Genomic DNA, 25,198 nt, shown 5'->3' with positions numbered 1-25,198 from the left:
TTTTGAAGTGGTCTCCTCTTGAATTTTTTATGGCCTAACACCATATTACTATCAAAGCATTCAGGTTTTTACATGCAACAAAGAGGAGAATCGACATGAGTAACTTAAGTCCATTTGTTAGTCGCGGTCTGTTTGACGAACTGTTTCGCGATGTTAATCCAGGTTATTACATCAAGCCGCTGCATGGGGATGGTTTACCGGCGCAGATCAAAGTTGATGTAAAAGAAAACCCCGGCGAATTTATCGTCCAAGCCGAAATTCCGGGTGCCGGTAAAGAGAATATCCATGTGGATATCGACGGCAATGTGGTCGCCATCCGTGCGCAAATCAGCCAGTTGGATACCGAAAACAAAGACGATAAATTGCTGCGTAGCGAGCGCTATTTCGGGGAAGTGTCGCGCAGTTTTCAGCTATCGGCCGAGATTGATGAAGAGGCCAGCAAGGCCCGTTACGAAAACGGCATATTGACGCTAAATTTGGCGAAAAAGCTGAAAAAAAGCGGGCAACGGATGACTATCGATTAAGAACCGCTTAGTTCACCGAGCCCAACCGCAGGATCTGCGGCTGCGGGGATGAGATGTTGGGCTTTTTCACGGGTACACACACATATTAGTGTACCCGTGAGTATTTCAGATCAATAAACGTCTCTGACGTAGCGTTTATCTTTTTTCAGTTGGTTGACGTACTCAACCGCCTCGACCAAGGTTTTTTTGCCGTGCTCGCGGATCACATCGTGCAGGGCTTGATCGACGTCTTTGGCCATCCGGTAGGCGTCGCCGCAAACGAAAAAGTAGCCGCCTTGCTCCAGCCAGGCGTAGAGTTCGGCGCCATGCTCTTTCATGCGATCCTGAACATAGATTTTTTCCGCTTGATCTCGCGAGAAAGCCAAATCCAGCTTGGTTAGCAGGCCGTTGGCTTGCATCGCTTCGATTTCGTCGCGATAAATGAAATCGGTGGAAGCATTGCGGTCGCCGAAAAACAGCCAATTTTTGCCAGGGGCTTTACGGAATTCGCGTTCTTGCAGAAAAGCGCGGAACGGCGCGATACCGGTGCCCGGTCCAACCATGATCATCGGCAGACTATCATCGGCCGGCACGCGGAAGTTATTGTTGGGAGTGAAGAATATCCGTACATCGGTTTCTTCGTTAACTAAATCCGCTAAATAGGTGGAGCAGACGCCTTTGTGTTGGCGGCCATGCGCGTCGTAACGCACGCTGGCGACGGTCAAATGTACGCTGTCCGGATGTTTCTTGCCGCTGGACGAGATGGAGTAGGCGCGGTGTTGCAGCGGTTTTAATAAGCGCAAAAATTCGGCGGCGGAAAACTCCACGCCGGGGAATTGCAACAACAGATCGAGTATGTCGCGGCCCCACAAATAATCGGACAGTTTTTCCTTGTCGCCGGATAACAATAAGGCGTTCAGCTCTTGATCGCCGGAGCGGCTGGCGATTTCTTCAATCAGTTCCTTGCCAGGCAATTTGATCTCGAAATGCGTGCGCAACGCATCCGACAACTTCATCAATTCACCATTGACCGGTTCGTCCTCTGCACCGGTGCAGCCGATGGCTTTAATGATTTGCGCGACTAAGTCCGGGCAGTTGGTCGGGATTACACACAAGGCATCGCCGGCTTCGTAACTGAGGCCGGAGCCATCGATGGAAATTTCGTAATGCCGGGTTTCTTTCGATGAGTCCAATGCCGTGACAATGCGGTTGACGCGCATTTTCGCCGGGAAGGGGTTTTTGCGGTTGTACGCCGATTTGGTGCTTGGTGTTTCGGTATCGACGACCGCGACCGTACTGGCACCTTCGGCCATCAAAGGAATGACTTCGCTAAGCCATTTTTCCGCCGGGGTTTCGAAATCGACGTCGCAATCGACGCGGTCGAACAGACGTTTGGCGCCTAAGGCCGCCAGCTTATTATCCCAGTCTATACCGGCCTGGCAGAACAAGTCGTAACTGGTGTCGCCCAAGGCCAATACTGAATAATTGACGTTGTCCAGGCGCGGGGCCGCCTCGCTATTGGCCGCTTCCCAAAGCATCTCGGCATTGTCCGGCATCGCGCCTTCACCGTATGTGCTGGTAATGATCAGTAAGTACTGCATTTGCGGCAATTGCCCAATCTCAACTTCATCCATGCTTTCAACGACAGGTTGCAAACCATGTTTTTTAGCCGCGTTGGCCGCGTCGTTGGCCAGCGACTCGGAGTTACCGGTCTGGGTGCCGTAGAGGATGTGCAAGGTGCGGGCGTCGGCTTGATTGACGCTGCCGGCGCTATGCAGCATGTGGCTGTGCATGCCGGCGAAAAAGCCGCCTAGCCAGGCGCGTTGGGTGTCACTGTAAGGAGCGTTTTGAGGGATAAAAGGTGCTTTCATTTCATTACCATCTGTGGACAGGTGTCAGGCTGTCCAGTCACTGTATTTGGTTCTTGCCAATCGCGGTGTGGAGGGTGCGTGGCATGCACCCTCCATTGGCTCAGGCAGACGCGCTTTCCAGCATGTCTTTTACGATAGACAGACTTTCCAAGCTCGCCAGATTTTTATCGATGGACGGCAGGCCGGCCAAAGCCACACGGTTGAATCTATCCTGTTCGATGATCCAGGCCGTGGAGCCTATCGAGTAGATGCTTTGCACGTCGCGCAGCATTAGCGTGGTTTTGTAGTCGTTCAGGCGTTTTTCCGCCATCAACGCCGCCAGTTGGCCGTCATCGTATTGGCTGTAAGCTTCGCGGATATTTTTAATCAGCGCGTCTTGCAGTTTGCGCGGCCGTTCCATGACTAATTTGTAGGCATGTTTGTCGACTAAGGCTTCGGTAGCCGGTTGGCCAGCTTTATTCAGCTGATCGCGGGCTATTTGCTGGGCTTTATCGATCACCGCATAGCTGTTGATCAGTTTCAATGTCAAATCGGTGTCGGTTTCGCCGTAACCGGGTATCGCACCGTCGAACAGTGGTGTGTTGTTTTTGTAAGCCTGCTTGATCTGCTCGATTTGCTTTTGTGCAAATGCGACAGATAACTCTTCTATCATGGCTTTGCGATCCAGTGCTTTACTCAAATATTCCGCGGTTTGCGTGCGGTTCAGCCAAAGCGGCAAGGCAAATTTGAAGTGCTGACGCTCGTTGGCCCAGTTCGCCAGGATAGCCTTGGCTTTTTCCGAATCAGTGTGTTCAACATGTTGCTCCAACATGTACAAAATGAACTGCTCATGACTGTCGGCGACTTCGCTACCGTCGGCGAGGCTGTGTATCGTCACCGAGGTCTCGTCGTACAAGTCCTGCAAGCGGTTGTTTGGATCGTATTGATAGGCGTTGCCGCCGGACATGCCGGTGCAGAAGCCTTTGCCAAAACCGCCTAGATTCAATACCGCGCCGTTAATCATGTACTCGCAAGCGAAGTCACCGACGCCTTCCACAACGGCCATTGCCCCTGAATTACGTACGGCAAAACGGTCTCCGGCTTCGCCATTGATAAAGGTTTTGCCGCCGGATGCACCGAATAGCGCAAAGTTACCGATCAACACGTTTTCGCCTGGCAACTTGGAGCCGCCGCCCGGTGATTTGATGACGATGGTGCCGCCGCAAGCGGTTTTACCAACGCCGTCGTTGCAGGTGCCGGTATGTTCCATACGCATGCCGTCGTTGTTGAATGCGGCATAACTTTGACCAGCCGAACCATGGGTGCGGACGATAATGGTATCGTCGGCCAGATAGCGGCGGCCATGTTGGTTGGTATAGACGATATTCGATTTCTCTACTTGTTCTGCACTCAGGTCATAGGCTAGCAAACGTTCCAGATCGATAGCGGTTTGACCACCGACGGTTTTATTACGGTTGTTGAGTTTGAACTCGTCGCCTTCGACGATCACCTGTTTTTGACCGTTTTCGAACAAGGCCGATTTGACGCGGGCGAAGATCAAATCGTCGATCGCGAAATCTTTTTCCAGATAAATCGGTTTCTCGATTTTAATCACCGGCACTTCAGCCAGCAGTTTTTGCAGGTGAATTTGGCCGACCATGCTGGGGTGGTCGATCAGATGCAGCAACTCGGTTTTGCCGCGAATGTCCTGCAAGCTGGTGTAACCCAGGTCAGCCAGGATCTCCCGCACTTCGTGGGCCAAGTTCATAAAGAACTGGGCCAACACACGCGGGTCGCCTTTGAATTCCTCGTGGGCGGTGGTCAGACCGGCCGGGCAGCGGATGTTGCAGTTTTTTGCCATCACGCAGCGCAGCATCATCAGGGCGGTAGTGCCGAATTCAAAGGAGTCGCCGCCCAGAATGGCAGATTTCACCACGTCGGCGCCGTTTTGGTGGGCGGCGCTGCATCGCAGAATGACTTTATCGCGCAAACCGTTAGCCGCCAGTGCTTGATGTACTTCGGCGATTCCGATTTCCGGCGAGCGGCCGGTGTTTTTCAAACTGGTGACGGCTGCTGCGCCGGTGCCGCCGGTGTTGCCGGCCACGTTGATGACATCGGCACCGGCTTTGGCAACGCCGACGGCGATGGTGCCTATGCCTTCGGACGAGACTAGTTTGACTACCACCCGCACGCGGGCGGCCTTGGCGTCATGAATCAATTGGCCCAAGTCTTCTATGGAATAAGTATCGTGATGTGGAGGCGGACTGACTAGTTCTACTTTGGGTGTGCCGCCACGCAACGCGGCGATTTCAACAGACACTTTAGGTGCCGGTAATTGACCACCTTCGCCAGGCTTGGCGCCTTGGCCGATTTTAATTTCGATTTCCTCCAGATTCGGATCAGCTAAATAGCCGGCCCAAACGCCAAAGCGACCGGAAGCAAACTGCTTGATTTTGCTGGAACGAATGGTGCCGAAACGGCTGGAGTGCTCGCCGCCTTCGCCGGAGTTACTCATGCCGCCGGCAATGTTGGTGCCTTGCGCCACGGCTTCGTGGGCTTCGGCTAGCAGCGCGCCATGACTCATCGCGCCGGACGCGAAAGTCGGGGTGATTTCATGGGCGGGTTGAACTTGATCCAGCGCTATCCGCGAGCGGGCAGGGCGGACGTTGCTGAGATAGTTGTAAATCAGGCTGTCGCTGTCGTTCGCCCGTAGATTCAAACTGTCGGCCTCAACCGTCAAGCCGAAATCGTTGCCGGCAAAGCGACCTTTCAGATGTTCGGCTAGTTGTTCCAGACGCGCTTTGCTTGAATTATAGGTAAACCGAATATTGAAAACCACACCATTGGTTTTCTCGACATGCAGGCCGCGGATCAGGTAGTTATTGTTACCGTACAAATCCTGGCTGCCTAATAAACGATCAAAATCGGCTTTGCTGTTAGCGTTGCTGACATCGGCCGGAAACTCCATTACATCGCGCAGTGCGGCGGGACGGTTAGCGCGTTCTTGAGCCAAATTGTGGGTAAAGCTGCGATAAGCCGGGGTGATGCCGAAAGCATCGATTTGCGCCGGCGTGCGTTTTTCGTAGCCGAAATCCAGATAGGCAGTATCACTAGCCTCGGCAGCTTGCTGCTGAGGCGGCAATGGTTCCAGACCATTTGCCGCACTTCCTCCGTCCGTGGAGGTCGGTATGTAGAGAATCGCTTCATCGGTCATGTTGATGTATTCACGCACGGCCGTATTGCCGAAGGTGTGACCGGCACCTTCATTCCGCTCTTTAAATAATCCAAGAAATGGAATGTCGCTTTCGCTGGTTACGGATAGCGCTTTGTGGTGCCATTCGGTTGCGCTGGCGGCGATGTCGGAATAACGCACGCCGCCCACCGAGGCATTGATGTTGGGGAAATACGGTTTTAGTTTCGGTTCGTCGGTATCCAGGTAGTTGGATTCAAAAAACTCGCCACCGATATAGCTTTCCGCGGTACACAGGCCAAACTTTCCCATGGTTTTCATCAGCGATTTTTCGACGCCTTTTTGAAAACTGTACAGCGCTTTTTGCTGCGCGGCAGGATCGGCGTATTCGGTGATCACGCGGTTATGTACGCTGAGTGGACAGATCGCTGAGGCGCCGAAACCCAGAATGGTAGCAACGTCGTGCGGGCTGGCAGCCTGACCGGTTTCCATGATCAGGGAACTGTTAAAGCGCAAGCCATGTTTGACCAAATGTTGGTTGGCTGCGGCAATAGTCAGCAGCGCCGGGATAGCGGCTTGGGCTTTGCTGATATTGGCGTCGCTCAAAATAATGATGCCGGTATTGTTGCGCGCGGCTTGTTCAACTTGTGCGCAGACGGACTGCAAGGCTTGTTCCAAAGCCAGTTCGTTTTGCGCGGCATTTTCAAAATTAGGGCTGTAAAGCGCCGCTATGGTCGCGGTTTTTACCTGGCTTTGCCTGCGAATCTGCTCCAGCTGAGTGCGTTGCAGAATCGGCGATTCTATCATTAGTTGTTTGCTGTTCTGCGGCGCAAAAGTTGGCTTAGCACCCAAGGCTACGCGCAAGGTCATGCCGTCGCTTTCGCGCAGGGAGTCCAATGGCGGATTGGTAACTTGAGCAAAGCGTTGGCTGAAATAACGCGACATACCGCCTTCAGAGGCACTCAAGGCGTTCGGTGTCAGGCCGTAACCCATCGCCGAGACTTTTTCCAAGCCGGTTTGCAGGATGGGGTCCAGCAAAAATTTAAAGCTTTCCTGGTTCAGCGAATAAGCTGTATGGCGTTGATCGATATTCAGCTCATGCTCGTTGCTAAGTTCCGCGAGCTCCACTTTGGGTAATTCGCTGATATGAATGCAACTTTGTTTCAGCAGCGCTTTATAGTCTCTTTCCTTGGCTAAGCGCTCCATCACTTGATGGCTGTCGTATGACTTCCCGGTGTTATGATCGAAATACAGCATGCCACCGGCTTCGATACGGCCGCGTCTCAGCACTTTTTCAGGTGGGAAATCGATCTGACCTGCTTCCGACATGACTGCCAAATATTCTGCGGTTTCCACGGAACGTAATGGCCGTAAGCCCAGGCGGTCGAGGCGGGCGCCGACGCGAATACCGTCATTGAAGATCAGCGCGGCCGGGCCGTCGTTTTTCTCTTCGTATAGGCTGAAATATTCCAGCATGGCGCGTACGTCTTCCGACAGGGTGGTATCGTTTTCCCAGGCTGGCGGCATCATTGCCAAAATGGCGGTGACGATATCCAGCTGATCTTCGTTGATACGGCGGGTCAGGGTTTGATCCAGGCGGCCGGAATCCGATTGGCCGCAGGGAAACACGACATGTTTGTTGTTTTGCCGAGCAATCGCGTTTTCGCTGAGGCGGTTTTTCTTGTCGGTGTTCAGCTCACCGTTGTGCGCCATGTAACGAAACGGCTGCGCCATCATCGTCGCTGGCGCGGTATTTGTCGAAAAGCGAGTGTGGAAAAATAGCGTGCTGATTTCGTGATCGGCGTCGTATAAGTCGACAAAATATGGGATTACTTCGAACGAGTTCAGGCGGCCTTTATAAACCTGGGTGCGGGAACTCATCGACAACGGATAAAAGCCTTTCAGTTCGGGGCGAGTAAAGCCGTTGGCTTCTATCGTTAGCAGCGCGGACTGAATATGTCTTTCAAAAGCCTCGTGACTGGCGTCTTTCAGGGATTTTGGACGACCGAAGATGAGTTGTTTGATCGGTAATTGCGCTTTCAAGGCTGCCGCATTGAGTGCGGAGCTATCAACTGGGACTTCCCGCCATTTGATGATGGGCAGATCGAATTCCAGAAGCTGCTCTTCGACCAGCTTCTGTGCTTCTGAATCGTAATGCGCGTGGTCTTCCGGGAAGAAAAAATTGGCTACGCCGAATTGCCCCAGCTCCAGGCCATTGTTCCCAGTGACCTTGCGGAAAAACGCCAAAGACAAATCGATATTAACGCCGGCGCCGTCGCCTATTCCTTCAGCGCTCATGCCGCCGCGATGCGGAATGGTACACAAGGCTTCATGCGACTTGACTAGGAGCTCGTGAGTCTGTTTGCTGTCCTTGCGGGTGATAAATCCGACACCGCAGCTGTCCTGGGAAAGATCAGCGTCGTAAAGCATGTGTATTGCGTTAATTTTCTGGGCGTTTTTAATCATTGCTATCCAGATCCTCTCTTACTGATTAAATGCGCTAGCCGGTATTTTCCTTACCGATAGTGCCGTTTATGGTTTTTCTGCCTGCTGCGTGTTAGAGTCGTCCCATGCGGCGAGAACCCCTAATTAACTTCGGAATTTCAGTTGGCGAAACTTTGTAATCATACCATGTGGCGCCGCCTCTGTCATTCCGTAAAGCCGATGGCGTCGTTGTTCTCTCGTCTGGCCTTTAGTTTTAAAACTTTGTGAAGAAATATGAAAGAACAATTTGATGTGGTGATAGTCGGCGGGGGGATGGTGGGTGCCGCCGTGGCTTGTTGCCTGGGCGGTAGCGAGTTAAAAGTAGCTGTGATAGAAGCACAGGTTCCAGAAGCTTTTTCCAGCGAACAGCCGCATGATTTAAGGGTTTCGGCCTTAAGTATCGCCTCGAAAAACATTCTGGAAGCCGTCGGCGCTTGGGAAGGTGTGAGGTCACGGCGCTATTGCCCCTTCAAGCGCATGCGGGTTTGGGAAACGGCCGGCGATACCACCTTTAACAGTGATGACATTCGCTATCCCGAGCTGGGCTATATCGTCGAAAATCGCATCACCCAGCTGGCCTTGCTGGATAAATTGCCAAGTTTCGCCAATATCGAATTGCTGATGCCGCAAACCATCACCAAGATAAATTACGACGGTCAGGAATCGGAGTTGGTTTTGGTGGACGGTCGCGTGCTTCAGGCAAAGTTGCTGGTTGCGGCAGATGGCGGTCAGTCGCGAGTCCGGCAGGCGGTAGGCTTGGGTGTGACCAGTTGGGATTACAACCAGCACGCTTTAGTGATTTACATAGAAACCGCCTATCCACAGCAGGACATTACCTGGCAACGTTTTGTGTCCAGCGGTCCGCAAGCATTTTTACCGTTGACAGGCAATTATGCTTCCATTGTTTGGTATCAATCGCCCGATGAAGTCCGGCGTTTACAGGCCTTGTCTTACGAGCAATTGCAGGTCGAGCTGGTAGCGGCTTTCCCCGATTGCCTGGGTGAGGTGAAGCAAGTGTTGGGTGTGGCGAGTTTCCCGCTCAAGCGACAACATGCTCAGCGTTATGTTAAACAAGGGGTTGCTTTGGTGGGGGATGCTGCACACATGATCAATCCCTTAGCCGGGCAGGGCGTCAATATCGGCTTGCTGGATGCTGCGGCGCTGGCGGAAATACTGGTCGATGCCCGTAAACGCGGCAAAGACATTGCAGATCTGGCGGTGTTGCAGCGTTACGAAGCGATGCGCCGCAATGAGAATCTGAAAATGATGACCTTGATGGATGTGTTTTATCGGTCCTTCAGTAACGACATTTTGCCGATTAAACTGTTAAGAAATCTTGGTCTGGGTTTGGCTCAACGCATCACCCCTGCGCGCAATAAAGCAATGAAGGCGGCGATGGGGCTGGAAGGCCGCCTGCCGAAATTGGCGCGCGGCGAACGTTTGCTGGTCAGATAAACTTTTAGCTTTTCAGGCTCAAATATCGCAACATCGTGGTGCGTATTTGAGCTTTCTTATCCTCGTCGGTGATCGGCATTGACTGCTGGTCGCTGATGTAGAACATGTCTTCCGCGCGACTGCCTATCGTGGTGATTTTTGCATCGTGCAGTTGGATGTCCAGCTCCGTAAACGCCTTGCCTATGGTAGACAGCAGGCCGGCGCGATCCGTGGTAACTAATTCGATGACGGTGTGTTTATGCGACGGATCTTCCAGAAAGGTGATGCTGGTTTCAATCGGAAAGTGCCGGGCCTGACGGGATTGCTTGTGGATATTCTTTGAGGCTTTAACCTTTTTGGCGATCAAGCCTTGACGTAGCGAGGTGCAGATATGCACTTCCCGATACAAGTCGTTAATAGCTTCGCCGGATTGTTCCAGCACTTGAAAGCTGTTTAGTACGTACTGATCGGCAGTTGTGATGATTCTGGCATCCAGAATCGTCAAGCCCAGGTGGTCCAGGGTTGCGGTCGAAATTGAAAAAATTTGCGCTTCGTTACGGGTGTAGACGAAAATCTCCGCGCTGCCGCGCTGGGTTTGCGGGCGCAGTAATACCAACGGCAGTTCGCTTTCCTGGCAGGCAGCGATGGCAATAGTGTGCCAGGCGATTTCGTCCGCCGAATAGCGCAGAAAATAGTCGTCGCTGAGATGCTGCCAGGACTGCGTGATATTGGTTTTGGATATGCCCAGTTTCAAAAGCTCGTCGCGCGCTTCTTTTTTGTTTTCTTGTACCCGTTCCGAGCGGGCCACCGGATTTTGCAGGCCGCGATGCAAGGCTTGGTGGGTGGAAATATACAAGTCTTTCAATAATACGTCTTTCCAGGCGTTCCACAAGCTGGGATTCGTTGCGCGAATGTCCGCCACTGTCAGCAAATATAAATAATTCAACCGCTCAATACTGCCGACTTCCAGCGCGAAAGTGTGGATGACGTCCGGATTGCTGATGTCCTTGCGTTGTGCGGTCATCGACATCAACAAATGCTGGCGAACCAGCCAGGTGATCAGCTTGGTGTCATGGCTGGATAGGTCGTGCTGCTGGCAAAAGTTGTTGGCTATGGTTTCGCCGAGCGTGGAATGATCACCGCCTCTGCCTTTAGCTATGTCGTGAAACATGGCAGCAATATAGAGAATGTCGGGTTTTGAGATCAGTAGAAAAATATTATTGCAAAACGGCAATTCCTTGTTGTGTTTGGCCAGCGAGAAGCGCCGCAAATTACGGATAACAAACAAAGTGTGTTCGTCCACGGTATAGATGTGGAACAGGTCGTACTGCATGCGCGCCACGATATTGGCGAAATCCGGCAAATAAGCGGCCAGTACGCCGTAGCGGTTCATCCGCTTGAGCTGGCTGGTAATGCCGCGCGGTTGTCTAAGAATATCCATGAACAGGCGGTTAGCCTGTTTGTTGGTGCGGAACTCGGCATTGATCAGGTGCAGATTTTTGCGGATCAAGCGGATGGTGCTGGCTCGAATCCCCTTCAAAGACGGTGATTGTTGCAAGATTAAAAAAATTTCCAGCAAAGCCAGTGGTTGTTTTTGAAAAACATCTTTGTTGCTGACTTCCAGGTAGCCGTCTATGGATGAAAAATTGGCGGTGATAGGGATAGGTGCCAGGCTTTCCTTGTTGCTGATCAGTCTCTCGTTCAGCAGTTGCAACAGCATTTCGTTCAGACGCTCAATGTCCACGACAGTTTTGAAGTAAAACTGCATGAACTGCTCGACGTCAGGTTGTTCGTTTCTGTCGATGTACCCAAACTGGCTAGCGAGTTCGCGTTGGTAATCGAATACCAATCTGTCTTCGCAGCGGCTGGTCAGATTGTGCAGCGCAAAGCGCAGGCGCCAGAGAATGTCGCGAGCCGTAATCAGATTGTCGTATTCCGACTTGGGTAAAAAACCGTATTTGATCAGCTCTCTGAGAGAGGATGCGTTGTAGTGGTGTTTGAATACCCAACTGATTACTTGCAGGTCGCGGAGTCCGCCCGGACCTTCCTTGATATTCGGTTCCAGGTTGTAAGCCGTGTCGTGGAACTTGCTGTAGCGCTTTTGTTGTTCAGCCATTTTGGCTGGAAAAAATTGTTCCGATGGCCAGAGTGTTTCGGAATTTACCTGGTGTTTTAGATCGCTAAATAGTTCGGCGTTGCCGGTAATCAAGCGCATTTCCAGCAGGTTGGTAAATACGGTCTGGTCGTCCTCAGCAACAGCTAGGCACTCTGGTACGCTACGCGTGCTCAGTCCCGGTTTTAAACCGATATCCCATAGAAAATTGCAGAAGCCGGATACTTGCTGTTGATAGTCTATCGGGTTGGCGGCGCCGAGCAGCACCAGAATATCGATATCCGAATAAGGAAACAATTCGCCTCTGCCGTACCCGCCGGTCGCGATCAGGCTGTGACGGCTGGCGGCTGCGTCGAGGAAATGCAGCCAGCAGGCGGTCAATAGATTGTCGATAAAGCGAGCTTTCTCGGTCAGCAGGCCGACGGTCGCCTGGTCAGGGTTAAAGCGCATTTTTAACTGCGCATTTTCTTCGTTAATCGCATTTTTGAATTTGGCGACCGGATTGTCGCCCGCGAAACAGTCGAGAAAATCGTTTTCGGTGAACAGCGCCTGGCTCACAACTCTTCCTGTCTCAGCGTCAAAATTTCGTAGCCGGTGTCGGTCACCAAAATCGTATGCTCCCATTGCGCGGACAGGCTGCGGTCCTTGGTTACCGCGGTCCATCCGTCGGCGAGGATTTTCATATGGCGTTTGCCTTGATTGAGCATGGGCTCTATCGTAAAAATCATGCCGGGCTCGAGTGTCTCGCCTTCACCGCGTTTGCCGAAATGCATCACATGCGGATCTTCGTGAAATTTTTTGCCTATGCCGTGGCCGCAGAACTCTCTGACGATGGAATAACGATTGTTTTCCGCGTGCTTCTGTATGGCATGGCCTATATCGCCGAGGCGGGCGCCGGGTTTGACTTCCTCTATACCCAAAAACAGGCATTCGCGGGTGATGTCGACCAAGCGTTTGGCGTGCGGGCTGACGTCGCCGATGCAAAACATTTTGCTAGTGTCGCCGTGGTAACCGTCTTTAATCACCGTGATATCGATATTGACGATGTCGCCGTTTTTTAGTTTTTTCTCGCTGGGAATGCCGTGGCAAATCTGTTGATTGATGGATGTGCAAATCGATTTAGGGAAGCCGCGATAATTCAAGGGTGCGGGAATAGCTTGCTGCACATCGACGATGTAATCGTGACAGATTTGGTCAAGTTCTTCGGTAGATATGCCGGCAGCGACGTGGGGGGCGATCATTTCAAGGACTTCGGCGGCCAGTTTTCCGGCAACGCGCATCTTGTCGATTTCTTCGGCGGTTTTTATGGTAATAGTCATCGGCAGGTGGCTAATTATTGGGATAAAAGCGAGTGCGAGCCCGTTTTTGCTGTGTAATCAAGATGCTCTCTCAGGCAAACGCCGATAGGAGTCTATCAGACTTGAAGTTGTTGTGAAATTCTAATCATGGTATAAAGGCAAGTTCACTATGTAACTAATACTCACACTTGTCGACACGGTCGGTGGGGTGCTGAAAGTCTATTTTAGATTTTCGGTCACTGATCGGGGCGGGTGGAGGCGTAACCCAACGCCGAATTATTCGGCAATTTTAGGAGAAGTAAATGGCAGCAGTGTCAATGCGTCAAATGCTGGAAGCGGGTGTTCACTTTGGACATCAAACCCGTTACTGGAACCCGAAAATGGCTTCATACCTGTTCGGAGCTCGTAACAAAATTCATATCATCGACTTGGAACAAACGCTTCCATTGTTTAACGATGCCATGAACTATCTAGGCCAAATGACCGCTAACAAAGGTACGATTCTGTTTGTCGGTACTAAAAAAGCGGCGCGTAAAGTTGTGGCCGAAGAAGCAAAACGTTGTGGTATGCCCTACGTCAACCATCGTTGGTTGGGCGGTATGTTGACCAACTTCAAAACCATCAAAAAATCCATCAACCGTTTGAAAGAACTGGAAGCGATGAAAGCCGATGGCACCTTGTACCAACGTTTCAGCAAAAAAGAAGCTTTGGGCATGGAGCGCGAGTTGGAAAAGCTTGAGCGCAGCCTGGGCGGTATCAAAGATATGCGCGGTACCCCCGACGCTATTTTCGTTCTGGACGTAGGTTATGAGAAAAATGCCATTATGGAAGCCAAAAAATTAGGTATTCCAGTGGTCGGCGTGGTTGACTCCAATAACTCGCCCGAAAAAATTGATTACGTCATCCCAGGTAATGACGATTCTATCCGCGCAGTGACTTTGTATTGCCAAAGTGCTTCAGCCTCCGTGCTGGAAGCGAAAGCGTTGCGTATGGATGCTTCAGCCAAAGCCGACGATTTTGTAGAAGAAGTCGTAACGGAAGCGTAAGTTTTAAACGCGCTCGGCCGAAGCGGTTGAGCGCCGCTGAATCTGGTATTCAGAACAGACTGTCTTTTAAACGCCTCCTTTGTGAGGCGTTTTTTTAGTTAATAAAATTTGAGGAAAAAATGATGAGTATTAGTGCGGCGATGGTCAAGGAATTGCGTGAGCGTACCGGCTCAGGCATGATGGAGTGTAAAAAAGCCCTGGTTGAAGCCAATGGCGACATGGAACTGGCCATTGAAAACATGCGTAAAGCCGGTCTGGCAAAAGCCGATAAAAAATCCGGCCGTATCGCGGCGGAAGGAATCATCGGCGTGAAGGTTTCCGATGATGCTAAAACCGTTGTTATGGTAGACGTTAACTGCGAAACCGATTTCGTCGCCAAAGGCGATGATTTTATTGGTTTTGCTAATGATGTCGTCAACAGCTTGTTGAGCGCGAATGTCAACAGCGACGAAGAGTTACAAGCAATGGTATTGAGCACTGGTGTCAGCGTAGACGACACCCGTCGTGCTCTGATTGCTAAAATCGGCGAAAACATTACCGTGCGCCGTTTCGTTAAATTCACCACCACCGATGGCGGCCAAGCAGCTTATCTGCACGGTAGTAAAATTGGCGTTATCGTCGAATTGACTAAAAACGATCCCGCATTGGGTAAAGACGTGGCGATGCATGTTGCCGCGGCTAAACCTGAATATGTATCGGACGACCAAGTATCGGCCGATGTGATTGCCAAGGAAAAAGAAATTTTTGCTGCACAAGCATTGGAAAGTGGTAAGCCTGCCGAGATCGTTGAAAAAATGATTGGCGGTCGTATCAATAAATTCCTGGCGGAAGTCACGTTGTTGGGTCAGCCTTTCATCAAGGACGACAGCGTTACCGTCGGCAAATTGCTGACATCCAAAGGCAATGCTGTCGTGCGTTTTGCTCGTTTCGAAGTGGGCGAAGGCATCGAGAAAAAAGAAGAAGATTTTGCCGCCGAAGTAATGGCACAAGTTAGAGGCTAAACGCCTCCTAATAAACCCGGTTCGCCGGGTTTATTTATATCAGTTCGTTGCTTTTAACCCATGTTTACGGTGGATATTTGATTATGAGTCAATTGATTTGTCAGAGAATTTTACTTAAATTGAGCGGCGAAGCACTGGCGAGCGAACGCGGCGGCAGTATCGATCCGGATATAGTGCAACGCTTGGCTCAAGAAGTGAAAGACTTGTGCGATGCAGGTATCCAGGTCGGCTTGGTCATCGGTGGCGGCAATATTTTGCGCGGCGGTGAGAAAGCATCGGAAGGTCTGAATCGGGTCACCGGCGATCAAATGGGTATGTTGGCAACGGTAATTAATGCCTTGGCCATGCAGGATGCACTGGAGTATCTCGGGCAGCCTGTTCGGGTAATGACTGCCCTGAAAATCAATCAGGTGTGCGAAGACTATATCCGTCGTCGGGCAGTCAGGCATTTGGAAAAAGGCAGAGTGGCTATTTTCGCTGCCGGCACGGGTAATCCGTTTTTTACTACTGATACCGCCGCCAGTTTACGCGCCATAGAGATAGACGCCGAGTTGATGATTAAGGCGACCAAAGTCAAAGGCGTTTATTCGGCGGACCCGAATAAAGTCGCGGATGCAGTGTTCTATCCTCGTCTGACCTATGACGAAGCCATCGACCAGCGTTTGAATGTCATGGATACTACCGCCTTGGTCTTGTGCCGGGATAACAACCTGCCTATGCGGGTGATGAATGTATTTGAGCCGGGAGCGATTATGCGCTTGATGCGCGGCGAAGATATAGGCTCCCTAATCGAGAGGAACTAACAAAATGATCAGCGATATTCAACAAGATGCCGCATCACGTATGGTGAAAAGCATCGAGTCCTTGCAAAAAGCATTTACCAAAATCAGAACCGGGCGCGCGCATCCCAGTTTGCTGGATCAAATCAGCGTGACGTATTACGGCAACGAATCGCCGTTGTCGCAGGTTGCCAACGTGTCCGTCGAGGACGCGCGCACGTTGAAAGTCGTGCCTTGGGAAAAGAGCATGATCCAGGCTATTGAGAAAGCCATTATGTCTTCCGGTTTAGGTTTAAATCCTGCCACGCAAGGCACGGTGATTCGCTTACCCTTGCCGGCACTGACTGAAGAGCGCCGCCGCGATTTGGTTAAAATCGTAAAAAACGAAGCGGAACAAGGCCGGGTGGCGATTCGTAATATTCGCCGCGACGCCAATGCCGCCATCAAAGATGCGTTGAAAGAGAAATTAATTTCCGAGGACGACGCGCGGCAGGGCGAAGAAAAGATCCAAAAGCTCACCGATCAATACATCAAGGAAGTAGAGAAGCATCTTGAAGAAAAAGAAGCCGATTTGCTTTCCATGTAATCGAGAGGCGAGATGACTGTTGCTGACAACGATAAACCGGCGATAAATAACGGCAATCCACGGCATATTGCCATCATCATGGATGGCAACGGCCGCTGGGCGCAAAAGCGCTTGATGCCCAGGATCATGGGGCACTATGCCGGCGTCAAGGCGGTCAGGAAGATCGTGGAATATTGTGCCAAGCAAAACATCGAAGTGCTGTCGCTGTTCGCTTTTAGCAGCGAAAACTGGCGCAGGCCGCAGGACGAAGTGAGTTTGTTGATGGAACTGTTCATGAACACGCTGCAATCTGAGGTCGATAAGCTCGATAAAAACAACATCAGGCTGAAAATCATCGGCGATAAAAGCGCGTTTCCGGAAAAACTGCGGGAAAAAATCGCCACTGCCGAAGGGCAAACTGCACAAAACGACGGATTGACATTGCTGATCGCTGCCAACTATGGTGGACGTTGGGATATAACCCAAGCTTTGCGGCAAATCGTCGCCGGGGTGAAATCGGGCGAGATCGACGAACAAGCTATTTCCGAACAACTAATCAATCAATATCTGGTCACCGCTGAGTTACCTGAGCCTGATTTGTTTATCCGCTCGGGCGGCGAGGAACGCATCAGTAATTTTCTGTTGTGGCAACTGGCTTATACGGAATTTTATTTTACCGATGCGCTTTGGCCGGATTTCGATCAGCAAGCATTGGAAAAAGCTATCGGCAGCTTCAAAGGCCGGCAAAGGCGTTTTGGGCACACCGGCGAACAAGTCATCGATAACAGAGTTCTCTAGGGATTTTTCTATAACCATAATAATTAAAAAACCACACACATGTTATTAAAACGCATCTTAACCGCGCTAGTGCTGGCTACCGTGGTCGTCACAGCAGTCCTGCTACTGCCAACCCTTTATTTTTCCTTATTTATCGCCGTCATTACGCTGATAGCCGCCTTCGAATGGATGGCCTTGACCGATGTAAATACGCTTACTCGGAAAATTCTTTTCGTAACCTTCCTGATCATGCCGATGCTGGGTGTCACCTATTGGACGGTCTTGTTGGAATTGCTGAGCGAGGCGCTGGAATGGCCGGAAATCAAAGACTATTCGGACGCTTTGGAATGGTTTGTGATCGCTCCGGTGCTGTTCTGGGTATTAACCATGGTTTTGATCAGAAAAGCCGGTCCGCAATTGTTAAACATCGAATTTAAGTCGCGGCTCAAGACTTTTAGCGGTTGGTTGGTATTGCTTTCTGCCTGGATGTTTCTCAGCAAATTAAGAGCCTATTACGGTCCAGGGATGGTGTTGTATTTCTTGATATTGATTTGGGCGGCTGATATTTCGGCATTTTTTGCCGGTAAAAAATGGGGTAAGGACAAATTAGCAGCGGAAATTAGTCCCGGCAAAACCGTGCAGGGCATGTACGGTGCATTGGCATCCGCGCTAATCTGCTCGATCGGTTTGAGGGTGTATTACGGTTTTGACGCTTTTCAAGGCGAGCAACCCGAATTAGCCGTCTTGATGACTATCGATTTGGCAATCCTGTCGATACTTACCGTGTTGATTTCCATATACGGCGATTTGTTTTTTAGCCTGATCAAGCGCAAAAAAGGCGTCAAAGATAGCGGCACATTGCTGCCGGGGCATGGCGGTATTCTGGATAGAGTCGATAGCATTATTGCCGCAGCGCCGTTCTTTTATGCCGGTATCATTTTGATCGGACGGAGCGTATTTGCATGAAAGGTATTTGCATCCTTGGCGCCACCGGTTCGATTGGTGTCAGCACACTCGATGTCGTAGCTCGCCATCCCGATCAATACAAAGTGGTGGCATTAACCGCCAACGGGAATATCGACGCCTTGTTCGAACAATGTCTGGCACATCGCCCCGAATATGCGGTAGTCGCCAACCCGGACAACGCCCAGGCATTCAAAGACAAAATTGCCGGTTCGCCGGTCGCCGGGATGAACGTATTGTCCGGTGCGGAGGCTTTGACCCAGGTTGCAACCCTGGACAATGTCGACGCGGTAATGGCCGCTATCGTCGGTGCAGCTGGCTTATTGCCGACTTTGGCGGCTACGAAAGCCGGCAAAACGGTGCTATTGGCGAATAAGGAAGCTTTGGTCATGTCCGGGCAAATTTTTATGCAAGCGGTTGCCGAAAACGGCGCCACGCTGCTACCGATAGACAGCGAACACAACGCGATTTTTCAATGCATGCCGGCCGGTTATACCACCGGGCATACTGCCAAACAAGCCAGACGCATATTGTTGACCGCATCCGGCGGTCCTTTTCGGCAAACGCCGATAGCCGATTTGGATACCGTTACGCCCGAGCAAGCGGTAGCGCATCCGAAATGGGATATGGGCCGAAAAATTTCGGTCGATTCCGCGACGATGATGAACAAAGGCCTGGAGCTGATCGAAGCCTGTCTGTTGTTCAATATGGACCCGGATGCGATCCAAGTGGTGATTCACCCGCAAAGCATCATTCATTCCATGGTCGATTATGTCGATGGCTCAGTGTTGGCGCAAATGGGCAATCCCGACATGCGCACACCCATCGCTTACGCGATGGCTTGGCCGGAACGCTTTGATTCCGGTGTCGCACCGCTGAATATTTTCGAAGTCAAACACATGGATTTCGAACAGCCCGATTTGCAGCGTTTTCCTTGTTTGAGATTGGCTTACGAGGCTATCAAAGCCGGCGGTATCATGCCGACTGTTTTGAATGCAGCCAATGAAATTGCCGTGGAAGCCTTTTTGAACGAGCAGGTGCGCTTTACCGATATTGCGCGCATCATAGAGCGGAGCATGGCCCAATTTAAAGCCGATTGTGCCGATACGCTCGAACATGTCCTGGCAGCCGACCGGCAGGCCAGGGACGTTGCTAATGCAATGATCGCCGAACTCAAACACTAGTTAATGGATACTTTGCATACCCTGTTTTATTTCATCGTCGCCATTGCAGTACTGGTGGCGTTTCATGAATACGGCCATTTTTGGGCGGCACGCAAGGTAGGCATCAAAGTCATTCGTTTTTCCATCGGTTTCGGCAAGCCGCTGATTACCTGGCAAAAAAGCCCCGACGATACCCAATTCGTTGTCGCTGCCATTCCGTTGGGCGGCTATGTAAAAATGGTCGACGAACGCGAAGAAGCGGTTAAAGCCGAGGATTTGCCTTATGCCTTCAATCGGCAGCCGTTGTTGGCCAGAACCGCCGTGGTCGCTGCCGGACCGATCGCCAATTTAGTGCTGGCCGTGTTTTTATTTTGGTTGGTGTTGGTAATCGGTGAAGCTGGGGTCAGACCTGTCATCGGTGGAGTGGAAGTCGGGTCTTTGGCCGAGCAAGCAGGTTTTGCGACAGGCGACGAAATAGTCAGTATCGACGACACCCCCACGCCGACCTGGATAGAAGCCCTGGATACCTTGTTGACCTTGGCGATTGACGGTAAAACCGAGATCAGCGTGCTGACTAAAGCGATAGACGATAGTCAACAAGTTCGCTTGATTCACCTAACTGAACAAGATGTACAAACTCCGGAAACGCTACATAAGCGTTTGGGTTTGAAGCCTTTGGTGCCGACTATAAAGCCGGTTATCGGCAAGCTGCTTGACGATGGGGTTGCCAAGCAAGCCGGTTTACAAAGCGGGGATTTAATTCTCAGCGCGGACGGCACCGCCATTACCGACTGGCAACAATGGGTGGATTATGTGCAGGCCCGGCCGAATGTCGAAATTAAATTATTGCTGGAGCGCAGCGGCGCGCAATTGCCATTAAGCATCACGCCGCGTAGCGAGCAGCAGGGCGAGGGTAAGGCAGTCGGTAAAATCGGCGCCGGCGTCGACGCGCCGAAAGAATTGCTGGACTCCATGATGGTGACACATGCCTTATCGCCGTGGGATGCTGTGCCGGTTGCCGGAAAGCGGGTTTGGTTTTATGCGGTGACCACTTTAAAAATGATGGGAAAAATGGTGGTGGGTTCCGCTTCAGTCGAGAATTTGAGTGGCCCCATCAGCATTGCGCAATACGCCGGTCAATCGGCTGAAATGGGATTTACTGCGTTTCTGAAGTTTCTGGGTTTGGTCAGCGTCAGTCTCGGTGTGTTGAATTTACTGCCGGTGCCGGTGCTGGACGGCGGTCATTTGCTGTTTTTCGTGGTTGAGGCCATCAAAGGAAGTCCGCTTCCGGAAAGAATGCAACTGTATTTTCAACAAGCCGGCATGCTGCTATTGATGCTGCTGATGGGCTTGGCGATGTTTCTCGATATAGGCAGATTATTTCAATAACGCTGAACAAAGCATCAGCGTTGTGGTCAACCACATTCCTTTCTAATCTTCCCTGGTAATTACATGAAAAAAATCACACACATTCTGGCTTTGACGCTACTGGCTTTGACTAGCCCAGCATTATTTGCCGACGAAGCCGCCATTAAAAAAGCCTTGAGTGAGTTTATGCCGGGAGGGCAGGTTGACTCGGTGAAACCATCGGAAGTCAAAGGGCTGTACGAAGTGTCTATGGGCGGCAATATCTTTTATGCATCCGAAGACGGTAAATATTTATTGCAAGGGCAGCTCTTCGACGCCGAAGCAAAGAAAAACATCACCGAATCCAAGCTGGCTGACGTGCGTAAAGCCTCGCTGGATAAAGTCGGCGAACAAAAAATGATTATTTTCAAACCGGAAACCAGCAAACATGTCGTGTCTATCTTTACCGACATCGATTGCGGTTATTGCCGTAAGTTGCACTCTGAAATCGATCAATACATGGCGCAGGGCATTACGATACGCTACATGTTTTTTCCTAGAGCCGGCAAAGGGTCGGATTCTTACAAAAAAGCCGTGTCAGTCTGGTGTGCTGCCGACAAAAATAAAGCGCTAACCACCGCGAAGAAAGGCGAGCATCTGGATGCAAAAACCTGCGAAAACCCAGTGGACGAACACATGGCCTTGGGCGAAGCGTTCGGTATGAACGGCACACCGATGATAGTCACGCAAAAAGGCAATATCCTGCCCGGCTATGTACCCGCCGCGCAATTGGCAAAAGTGCTGGCCAGCGAATAAGAAAATACGACAAAACCGCCAGCTTCCGCGCCGGCGGTTTTATGTGCTAGAAAATTATCGAATCGTCACTTCTACACGACGGTTTCGCGGTTCGGACGTTTCATCGCCGGTCTTGATCAACAAATTCTTTTCGCCGTGCGATGTCACTGCGACTTCTTTGACGTCCATCTTGCTAGCATCGAATAACTTGCTAACCTGAACGGCGCGCTCATTCGCCAATTTTTCGTTTTTGCCCGCATCGCCCACTGTGTCGGTGTGACCGATCACCGAAATATCGGCGGCCGGATGTTTGCCGGCGGTTTCGATGATCTTGGGAATCAACGCCGCCGATTCGGCGGTCAGCTTGGTGCCGCCGGTTTCAAAATACAATAAAAATATCTCCGGCAATACCGGCTCGGAAGCCAAGGCTCTGCCAAAGTCTTTATTGATCTTTTCTTGTTCGACTTTGAATACGGTTTTGGAGTTGTCCAGCGCCGCACCATAACCGGCTTGTTCGACCACAGTTTCGCTGCCGGCGCCGCTGAAGATAACTTTTCCGGTTGAGCCGTCGTGATCTTCCAGCAATACCAAATAAGACTTGGCGCAACCGGTTAACGCTAGTGCAACGGCAAATGTCAGGGTTTTGGGTAAGGTAATTGTCGTCATGGCAAACACTCGGCTTATTCTTCAATTTTGACTAAAAAACGTGTGCCTCTTACCGCAATCACACCGGTAGGAGTTTTTACCGTCACCGCTTCCGGCTTGAGCTTGGCGATAACGCCGGAAATATAGTGCAGCGTGCCTTTTAATAAACTGGCGTTCAATTGCAATTTGTCCTGCTGTGGTTCGAATTGATACGCCTCTATTTTAAATTCGGTATTCGGGCCGATAGACAGAATGGTATTGTCTTTTAGCGTTACTCCTGCTGCACCGTTCTCGTCGGTTTTGATGACGTTGCCGACATGTATTGGCGAACCAAGACTCGCTTTGATCGGGCCGTTGCTATCGCCGATAGTCGTTTGATCGGTGATGGTTTTGATGTAACCGATGACTGCGTCATCGGCCGATACAGCGCCGGGTATGCAAAGGGCTAAACCCAAGCTCCAGCAGGCGAAAAGATGTTTCATAATGGCCTCGACAAACGGTGTTTTGGGACATCAATAGCCGTACGGGCAGTATTGAAATTTAGCGTGTAAGTATAGACAGGATTTAATTGTTGTCAGAATCGAGAGCTGTTTGGTTTTAAGGCTTGATAGCAACCAATTAGTAACCCGGCCATTAAATATCGTCGCTCCCGCGAAGGTAGGAGCCAGTGCATTGGCTATACTGGATTCGCTGTGCGGCCTAACGACTCTCGCTTTCACGGGAATGACGAATCCAGGGAATTTAAGGGCCAGGTTAACAGCATAAATAAACGCCAAGTTCGCGTTAGATTCGGCTTCGTGGGCTTGCCCAATCTTAGAAATCACCGGTTATCAAGGTGACACCCCTTCCGGATAAAAGTAACCGACTTAACGGATCAACAACTCCACCCAAAACGTGCTGCCTACACCCGGTGTGCTGCTTACTCCGACATTGCCGTGCATCAATTCGGCCAGTTGTTTGGTTATTGCCAGTCCGATCCCGGTGCCCTCTATGTCGTTATTGTCCGCACCCAGGCGTTGAAATGATTGGAATAACAATTGCTGTTGTTGCTCCGCCAGACCATTGCCGGTATCGGTAATAGAAATTCTCACCCGGCTATCGTCTACCTGTCTGCTGCTTAGGTTGATGGAACCGTTGGGGCGGTTATATTTCACGGCGTTGGACAGAAAATTCAATAAAATTTGCTTGGCGCGTTTCGGGTCTGCTTTTAGCTCAATGTCTTCTGGCAAGGGATTATCGACAATTAGTTCCAGGCCTTTGTTTTGCACCAAGGGTGTGATCAGAGTTTGGCAATCTTTGATCAGCTCCGCCAAGTGGATACTGCCGATATTCACGCTGATTTTGCCGGATTCGATTTTAGCCAGGTCCAAAAGCTCGTTAATCAGCCCCAGTAAGTGCAGACCGGCCTTCAATATTTCATTGACCGAGTCCAGGTGGGTTTCGGCCAAAGGATGCTCAGGATCGTCCATTTGCATCAGCTGCGCAAAACCAATAATGGCATTCAGCGGCGTGCGCAATTCATGGCTCATTTGCGACAGAAATTGGCTTTTGGCCAAGCTGACTTGTTCTGTCCGGTTAATCAATTCTCGCATTACGGTTTGTTCTTCGGCTTTTTTCAGCAGCATTTTCGCCATAAGCATCCGCTCGCCAATATCGTTGATCGTCAACACTGTACCCATCAGTGTGCCCCGACTGCCTATCAAAGGGGCGATAGTCAGATTGGCGTTCATCGCGTAGTGGTCGGAAATGGATAGGCGAGTATTGCTGATTTTCAATGGTCCCTGATTGATGACGCTTTGTTGGATCAATTCAGCGATTCGATGCGGTTTGCCGTCTATTTCCAGGCTAAAAATGTCGTCGATATTTTGGCTGGCGGTCTTGGGACGTTTGCTGCCGATGATATCCAGAGCGGCGGCATTCATGTATTCGATTGAGCCTTTGCTGTCCGTGGCTATTACACCATCAACGATAGCATTCAAGGTGATATAGGCGCGTTTTCGTTCCGCGAATAAGGACTGGATCAGTTTCTCAAAATGCCGCCAGCTGCGTAGCGGATAGCTGAGTATTAACACCAGTAATGCCACGGACGGTGCAAACCAGTAATGACTGGTATGCAGCAAGGCCAAGCAAAACAATAAAATTGCCATGGATAGCACAGAGACAGCCAGTGCCAGCCAGCGCAGAGAAAAACAGGTGCTGATCTTGATGGCGACACCGGCTATCGCCAGACTTAACAGGAATTGCCAATGGCCCGGCAGAGGTTGCCAAAGGGTTTGTTTTATCAGGCCATCCAAGCCGGCTGCGACGAAATCGACACCGCTCATGGGCCGATCACCGACAGCCAACGGGGCCGGTAGATCGCGTTCTATGCCGCTGGCGGTCAGGCCGACCAATACGTATTTATCGGTGAAGATTTGTCCTGACACCGCGCCCGACAACACATCCAGATAAGAAACCCTGACAAAATCGCTGCCCGGAGCAAAGAACGGTAACCACACCCGATAGTCGCCATGTACGCCTTCTTGAGACGGTTCGGTCCGTAAGCCCGGTAAATCGGTAAGTATTTCCGGATGGCTCAGAGCATAAATTGCCAGCGGCATCGCCGACCACTGCGAGTCGCCCAAGGACAATTGCAATAAAACGCTCCTACTGATCCCGTCCTTGTCCAAATCGACGTTGGCATGCCCAAGCACAGAATGTTTGGCATAGTCCGGCAAGGGCAGCGTTTCCACTATCTTATTGCCGTTGTGTTCGATAATAACCGGCAGTACGACCTGTCCATTACCGGCTAGAGCACGGCTTAAGCGTGCGTCCAGTTCCGGATGCTGCCGATCCGCTTCGGAAAAAATAAAATCCAGCCCAATGGCCTTCGGTTTTGTCGGTGCCAGCGTCTCCAGCAGGCGGGCGTGAATATCTCTAGGCCAGGGCCAGCGACCCAATTTTTGCAGACTTTTCTGATCGACCTCGATAATGACAATATCTTTTGAGGCCGGCGTGGCCAGCAGCTTAAGTTGGGCATCGTAAATCCAGCGATCAAAGCGCCACAGAGCATCCGTGTAGCTTAAGCCGACCGTGAGCACGATCAGCAGCGTGACGATCAATGATTTTTCGAAGTGGCGTGTCGCCATGGAATTTACTGTGCAAAGTGGAAATACTTGGGAAAGTATACTAGTTGCAATCGCAATTAGTTAATGCAAAACAAGGTTTTCCGCCGTTAACTGCCCGGCTGCACGAGCTAAGTTGTC

Annotated in this window: 18 protein-coding genes; 11 read left to right on the top strand and 7 right to left on the bottom strand. The window is 51.0% G+C overall.

Features of this window, described 5'->3' with window-relative positions; genetic code table 11:
* Positions 1–95 precede the first annotated feature (95 nt).
* A complete protein-coding gene (locus A1332_RS22710; RefSeq protein ID WP_064010677.1) occupies positions 96–524 on the top strand; it encodes an Hsp20/alpha crystallin family protein in 429 nt (142 codons plus the stop codon).
* Positions 525–634: 110 nt separating this feature from the next.
* On the opposite strand, the gene A1332_RS22705 is transcribed toward A1332_RS22710, so the two are convergent.
* Both A1332_RS22705 and A1332_RS22700 read right to left on the bottom strand, forming a co-directional pair.
* Positions 635–2,374: a sulfite reductase subunit alpha gene (locus A1332_RS22705; RefSeq protein WP_064010676.1), complete on the bottom strand. Its 1,740-nt coding sequence runs from the start codon at positions 2,372–2,374 to the stop codon at positions 635–637.
* 100 nt (positions 2,375–2,474) lie between these two features.
* A complete protein-coding gene (locus A1332_RS22700) occupies positions 2,475–8,009 on the bottom strand; it encodes a glutamate synthase-related protein (protein WP_064010675.1) in 5,535 nt (1,844 codons plus the stop codon).
* Positions 8,010–8,261: 252 nt separating this feature from the next.
* Between A1332_RS22700 and A1332_RS22695 the strand changes: the two genes are divergently transcribed.
* On the top strand, positions 8,262–9,482 hold the full coding sequence (locus A1332_RS22695) for a UbiH/UbiF/VisC/COQ6 family ubiquinone biosynthesis hydroxylase (RefSeq protein ID WP_064010674.1): 1,221 nt from the start codon (positions 8,262–8,264) through the stop codon (positions 9,480–9,482).
* A gap of 4 nt (positions 9,483–9,486) precedes the next feature.
* On the opposite strand, the gene glnD is transcribed toward A1332_RS22695, so the two are convergent.
* Both glnD and map read right to left on the bottom strand, forming a co-directional pair.
* Positions 9,487–12,132, bottom strand: a complete 2,646-nt coding sequence (gene glnD / locus A1332_RS22690) for a [protein-PII] uridylyltransferase (RefSeq protein WP_064010673.1) — start codon at positions 12,130–12,132, stop codon at positions 9,487–9,489.
* A complete protein-coding gene (gene map, locus A1332_RS22685; protein ID WP_064010672.1) occupies positions 12,129–12,893 on the bottom strand; it encodes a type I methionyl aminopeptidase in 765 nt (254 codons plus the stop codon). Before map ends, glnD begins: the two co-directional genes overlap by 4 nt.
* A gap of 281 nt (positions 12,894–13,174) precedes the next feature.
* On the opposite strand from map, the gene rpsB reads away from it, so the two are divergent.
* The 9 genes from rpsB to A1332_RS22640 all read left to right on the top strand — a co-directional run bounded on the left by rpsB (position 13,175) and on the right by A1332_RS22640 (position 21,329).
* Positions 13,175–13,918: a 30S ribosomal protein S2 gene (rpsB, locus tag A1332_RS22680; RefSeq protein ID WP_020481858.1), complete on the top strand. Its 744-nt coding sequence runs from the start codon at positions 13,175–13,177 to the stop codon at positions 13,916–13,918.
* Positions 13,919–14,040: 122 nt separating this feature from the next.
* Positions 14,041–14,919, top strand: a complete 879-nt coding sequence (gene tsf, locus A1332_RS22675; protein WP_064010671.1) for a translation elongation factor Ts — start codon at positions 14,041–14,043, stop codon at positions 14,917–14,919.
* Between the two features lie 83 nt (positions 14,920–15,002).
* Positions 15,003–15,722, top strand: a complete 720-nt coding sequence (gene pyrH / locus A1332_RS22670; RefSeq protein ID WP_020481856.1) for a UMP kinase — start codon at positions 15,003–15,005, stop codon at positions 15,720–15,722.
* A gap of 4 nt (positions 15,723–15,726) precedes the next feature.
* Positions 15,727–16,284 carry a ribosome recycling factor gene (frr, locus tag A1332_RS22665; RefSeq protein ID WP_064010670.1) on the top strand — a complete coding sequence of 186 codons (558 nt, stop codon included), beginning with the start codon at positions 15,727–15,729 and terminating at the stop codon, positions 16,282–16,284.
* A 12-nt stretch (positions 16,285–16,296) separates the two neighbouring features.
* Positions 16,297–17,061 (top strand): isoprenyl transferase, encoded by a 765-nt coding sequence (locus A1332_RS22660; protein ID WP_064010669.1) that lies wholly within the window; start codon positions 16,297–16,299, stop codon positions 17,059–17,061.
* 39 nt (positions 17,062–17,100) lie between these two features.
* Complete coding sequence (locus A1332_RS22655) at positions 17,101–18,006, top strand: phosphatidate cytidylyltransferase (protein WP_064010668.1); 906 nt, start codon at positions 17,101–17,103, stop codon at positions 18,004–18,006.
* Positions 18,003–19,187 carry a 1-deoxy-D-xylulose-5-phosphate reductoisomerase gene (gene ispC / locus A1332_RS22650; protein WP_064010667.1) on the top strand — a complete coding sequence of 395 codons (1,185 nt, stop codon included), beginning with the start codon at positions 18,003–18,005 and terminating at the stop codon, positions 19,185–19,187. Before A1332_RS22655 ends, ispC begins: the two co-directional genes overlap by 4 nt.
* A gap of 3 nt (positions 19,188–19,190) precedes the next feature.
* The gene (rseP, locus tag A1332_RS22645) at positions 19,191–20,555 is read left to right on the top strand and encodes an RIP metalloprotease RseP (protein WP_064010666.1); all 1,365 of its coding nucleotides are present in this window, start codon (positions 19,191–19,193) and stop codon (positions 20,553–20,555) included.
* 63 nt (positions 20,556–20,618) lie between these two features.
* A complete protein-coding gene (locus tag A1332_RS22640) occupies positions 20,619–21,329 on the top strand; it encodes a DsbC family protein (protein ID WP_026600428.1) in 711 nt (236 codons plus the stop codon).
* Between the two features lie 54 nt (positions 21,330–21,383).
* On the opposite strand, the gene A1332_RS22635 is transcribed toward A1332_RS22640, so the two are convergent.
* The 3 genes from A1332_RS22635 to A1332_RS22625 all read right to left on the bottom strand — a co-directional run bounded on the left by A1332_RS22635 (position 21,384) and on the right by A1332_RS22625 (position 25,081).
* On the bottom strand, positions 21,384–21,974 hold the full coding sequence (locus A1332_RS22635) for an OmpA family protein (RefSeq protein WP_064010665.1): 591 nt from the start codon (positions 21,972–21,974) through the stop codon (positions 21,384–21,386).
* 14 nt (positions 21,975–21,988) lie between these two features.
* A complete protein-coding gene (locus A1332_RS22630) occupies positions 21,989–22,435 on the bottom strand; it encodes a FecR family protein (protein ID WP_064010664.1) in 447 nt (148 codons plus the stop codon).
* Between the two features lie 384 nt (positions 22,436–22,819).
* A complete protein-coding gene (locus A1332_RS22625) occupies positions 22,820–25,081 on the bottom strand; it encodes a CHASE2 domain-containing protein (RefSeq protein ID WP_064010663.1) in 2,262 nt (753 codons plus the stop codon).
* Between the last annotated feature and the right edge of the window lie 117 nt (positions 25,082–25,198).

It is taken from the genome of Methylomonas methanica, from assembly GCF_001644035.1.
Lineage (GTDB): Bacteria > Pseudomonadota > Gammaproteobacteria > Methylococcales > Methylomonadaceae > Methylomonas > Methylomonas methanica_A.
This window is presented reverse-complemented; position numbering and strand designations above follow the sequence as displayed.

Coding starts and splice junctions, on each gene's coding strand:
- rseP (WP_064010666.1), top strand. CDS start 19,191: ATGGATACTTTGCATACCCTGTTTTATTTCATCGTCGCCATTGCAGTA.
- A1332_RS22630 (WP_064010664.1), bottom strand. CDS start 22,435: ATGAAACATCTTTTCGCCTGCTGGAGCTTGGGTTTAGCCCTTTGCATA.
- ispC (WP_064010667.1), top strand. CDS start 18,003: ATGAAAGGTATTTGCATCCTTGGCGCCACCGGTTCGATTGGTGTCAGC.
- A1332_RS22660 (WP_064010669.1), top strand. CDS start 16,297: ATGACTGTTGCTGACAACGATAAACCGGCGATAAATAACGGCAATCCA.
- A1332_RS22705 (WP_064010676.1), bottom strand. CDS start 2,374: ATGAAAGCACCTTTTATCCCTCAAAACGCTCCTTACAGTGACACCCAA.
- tsf (WP_064010671.1), top strand. CDS start 14,041: ATGAGTATTAGTGCGGCGATGGTCAAGGAATTGCGTGAGCGTACCGGC.
- map (WP_064010672.1), bottom strand. CDS start 12,893: ATGACTATTACCATAAAAACCGCCGAAGAAATCGACAAGATGCGCGTT.
- A1332_RS22625 (WP_064010663.1), bottom strand. CDS start 25,081: ATGGCGACACGCCACTTCGAAAAATCATTGATCGTCACGCTGCTGATC.
- frr (WP_064010670.1), top strand. CDS start 15,727: ATGATCAGCGATATTCAACAAGATGCCGCATCACGTATGGTGAAAAGC.
- A1332_RS22640 (WP_026600428.1), top strand. CDS start 20,619: ATGAAAAAAATCACACACATTCTGGCTTTGACGCTACTGGCTTTGACT.
- A1332_RS22655 (WP_064010668.1), top strand. CDS start 17,101: ATGTTATTAAAACGCATCTTAACCGCGCTAGTGCTGGCTACCGTGGTC.
- A1332_RS22635 (WP_064010665.1), bottom strand. CDS start 21,974: ATGACGACAATTACCTTACCCAAAACCCTGACATTTGCCGTTGCACTA.
- A1332_RS22700 (WP_064010675.1), bottom strand. CDS start 8,009: ATGATTAAAAACGCCCAGAAAATTAACGCAATACACATGCTTTACGAC.
- A1332_RS22695 (WP_064010674.1), top strand. CDS start 8,262: ATGAAAGAACAATTTGATGTGGTGATAGTCGGCGGGGGGATGGTGGGT.
- rpsB (WP_020481858.1), top strand. CDS start 13,175: ATGGCAGCAGTGTCAATGCGTCAAATGCTGGAAGCGGGTGTTCACTTT.
- pyrH (WP_020481856.1), top strand. CDS start 15,003: ATGAGTCAATTGATTTGTCAGAGAATTTTACTTAAATTGAGCGGCGAA.
- A1332_RS22710 (WP_064010677.1), top strand. CDS start 96: ATGAGTAACTTAAGTCCATTTGTTAGTCGCGGTCTGTTTGACGAACTG.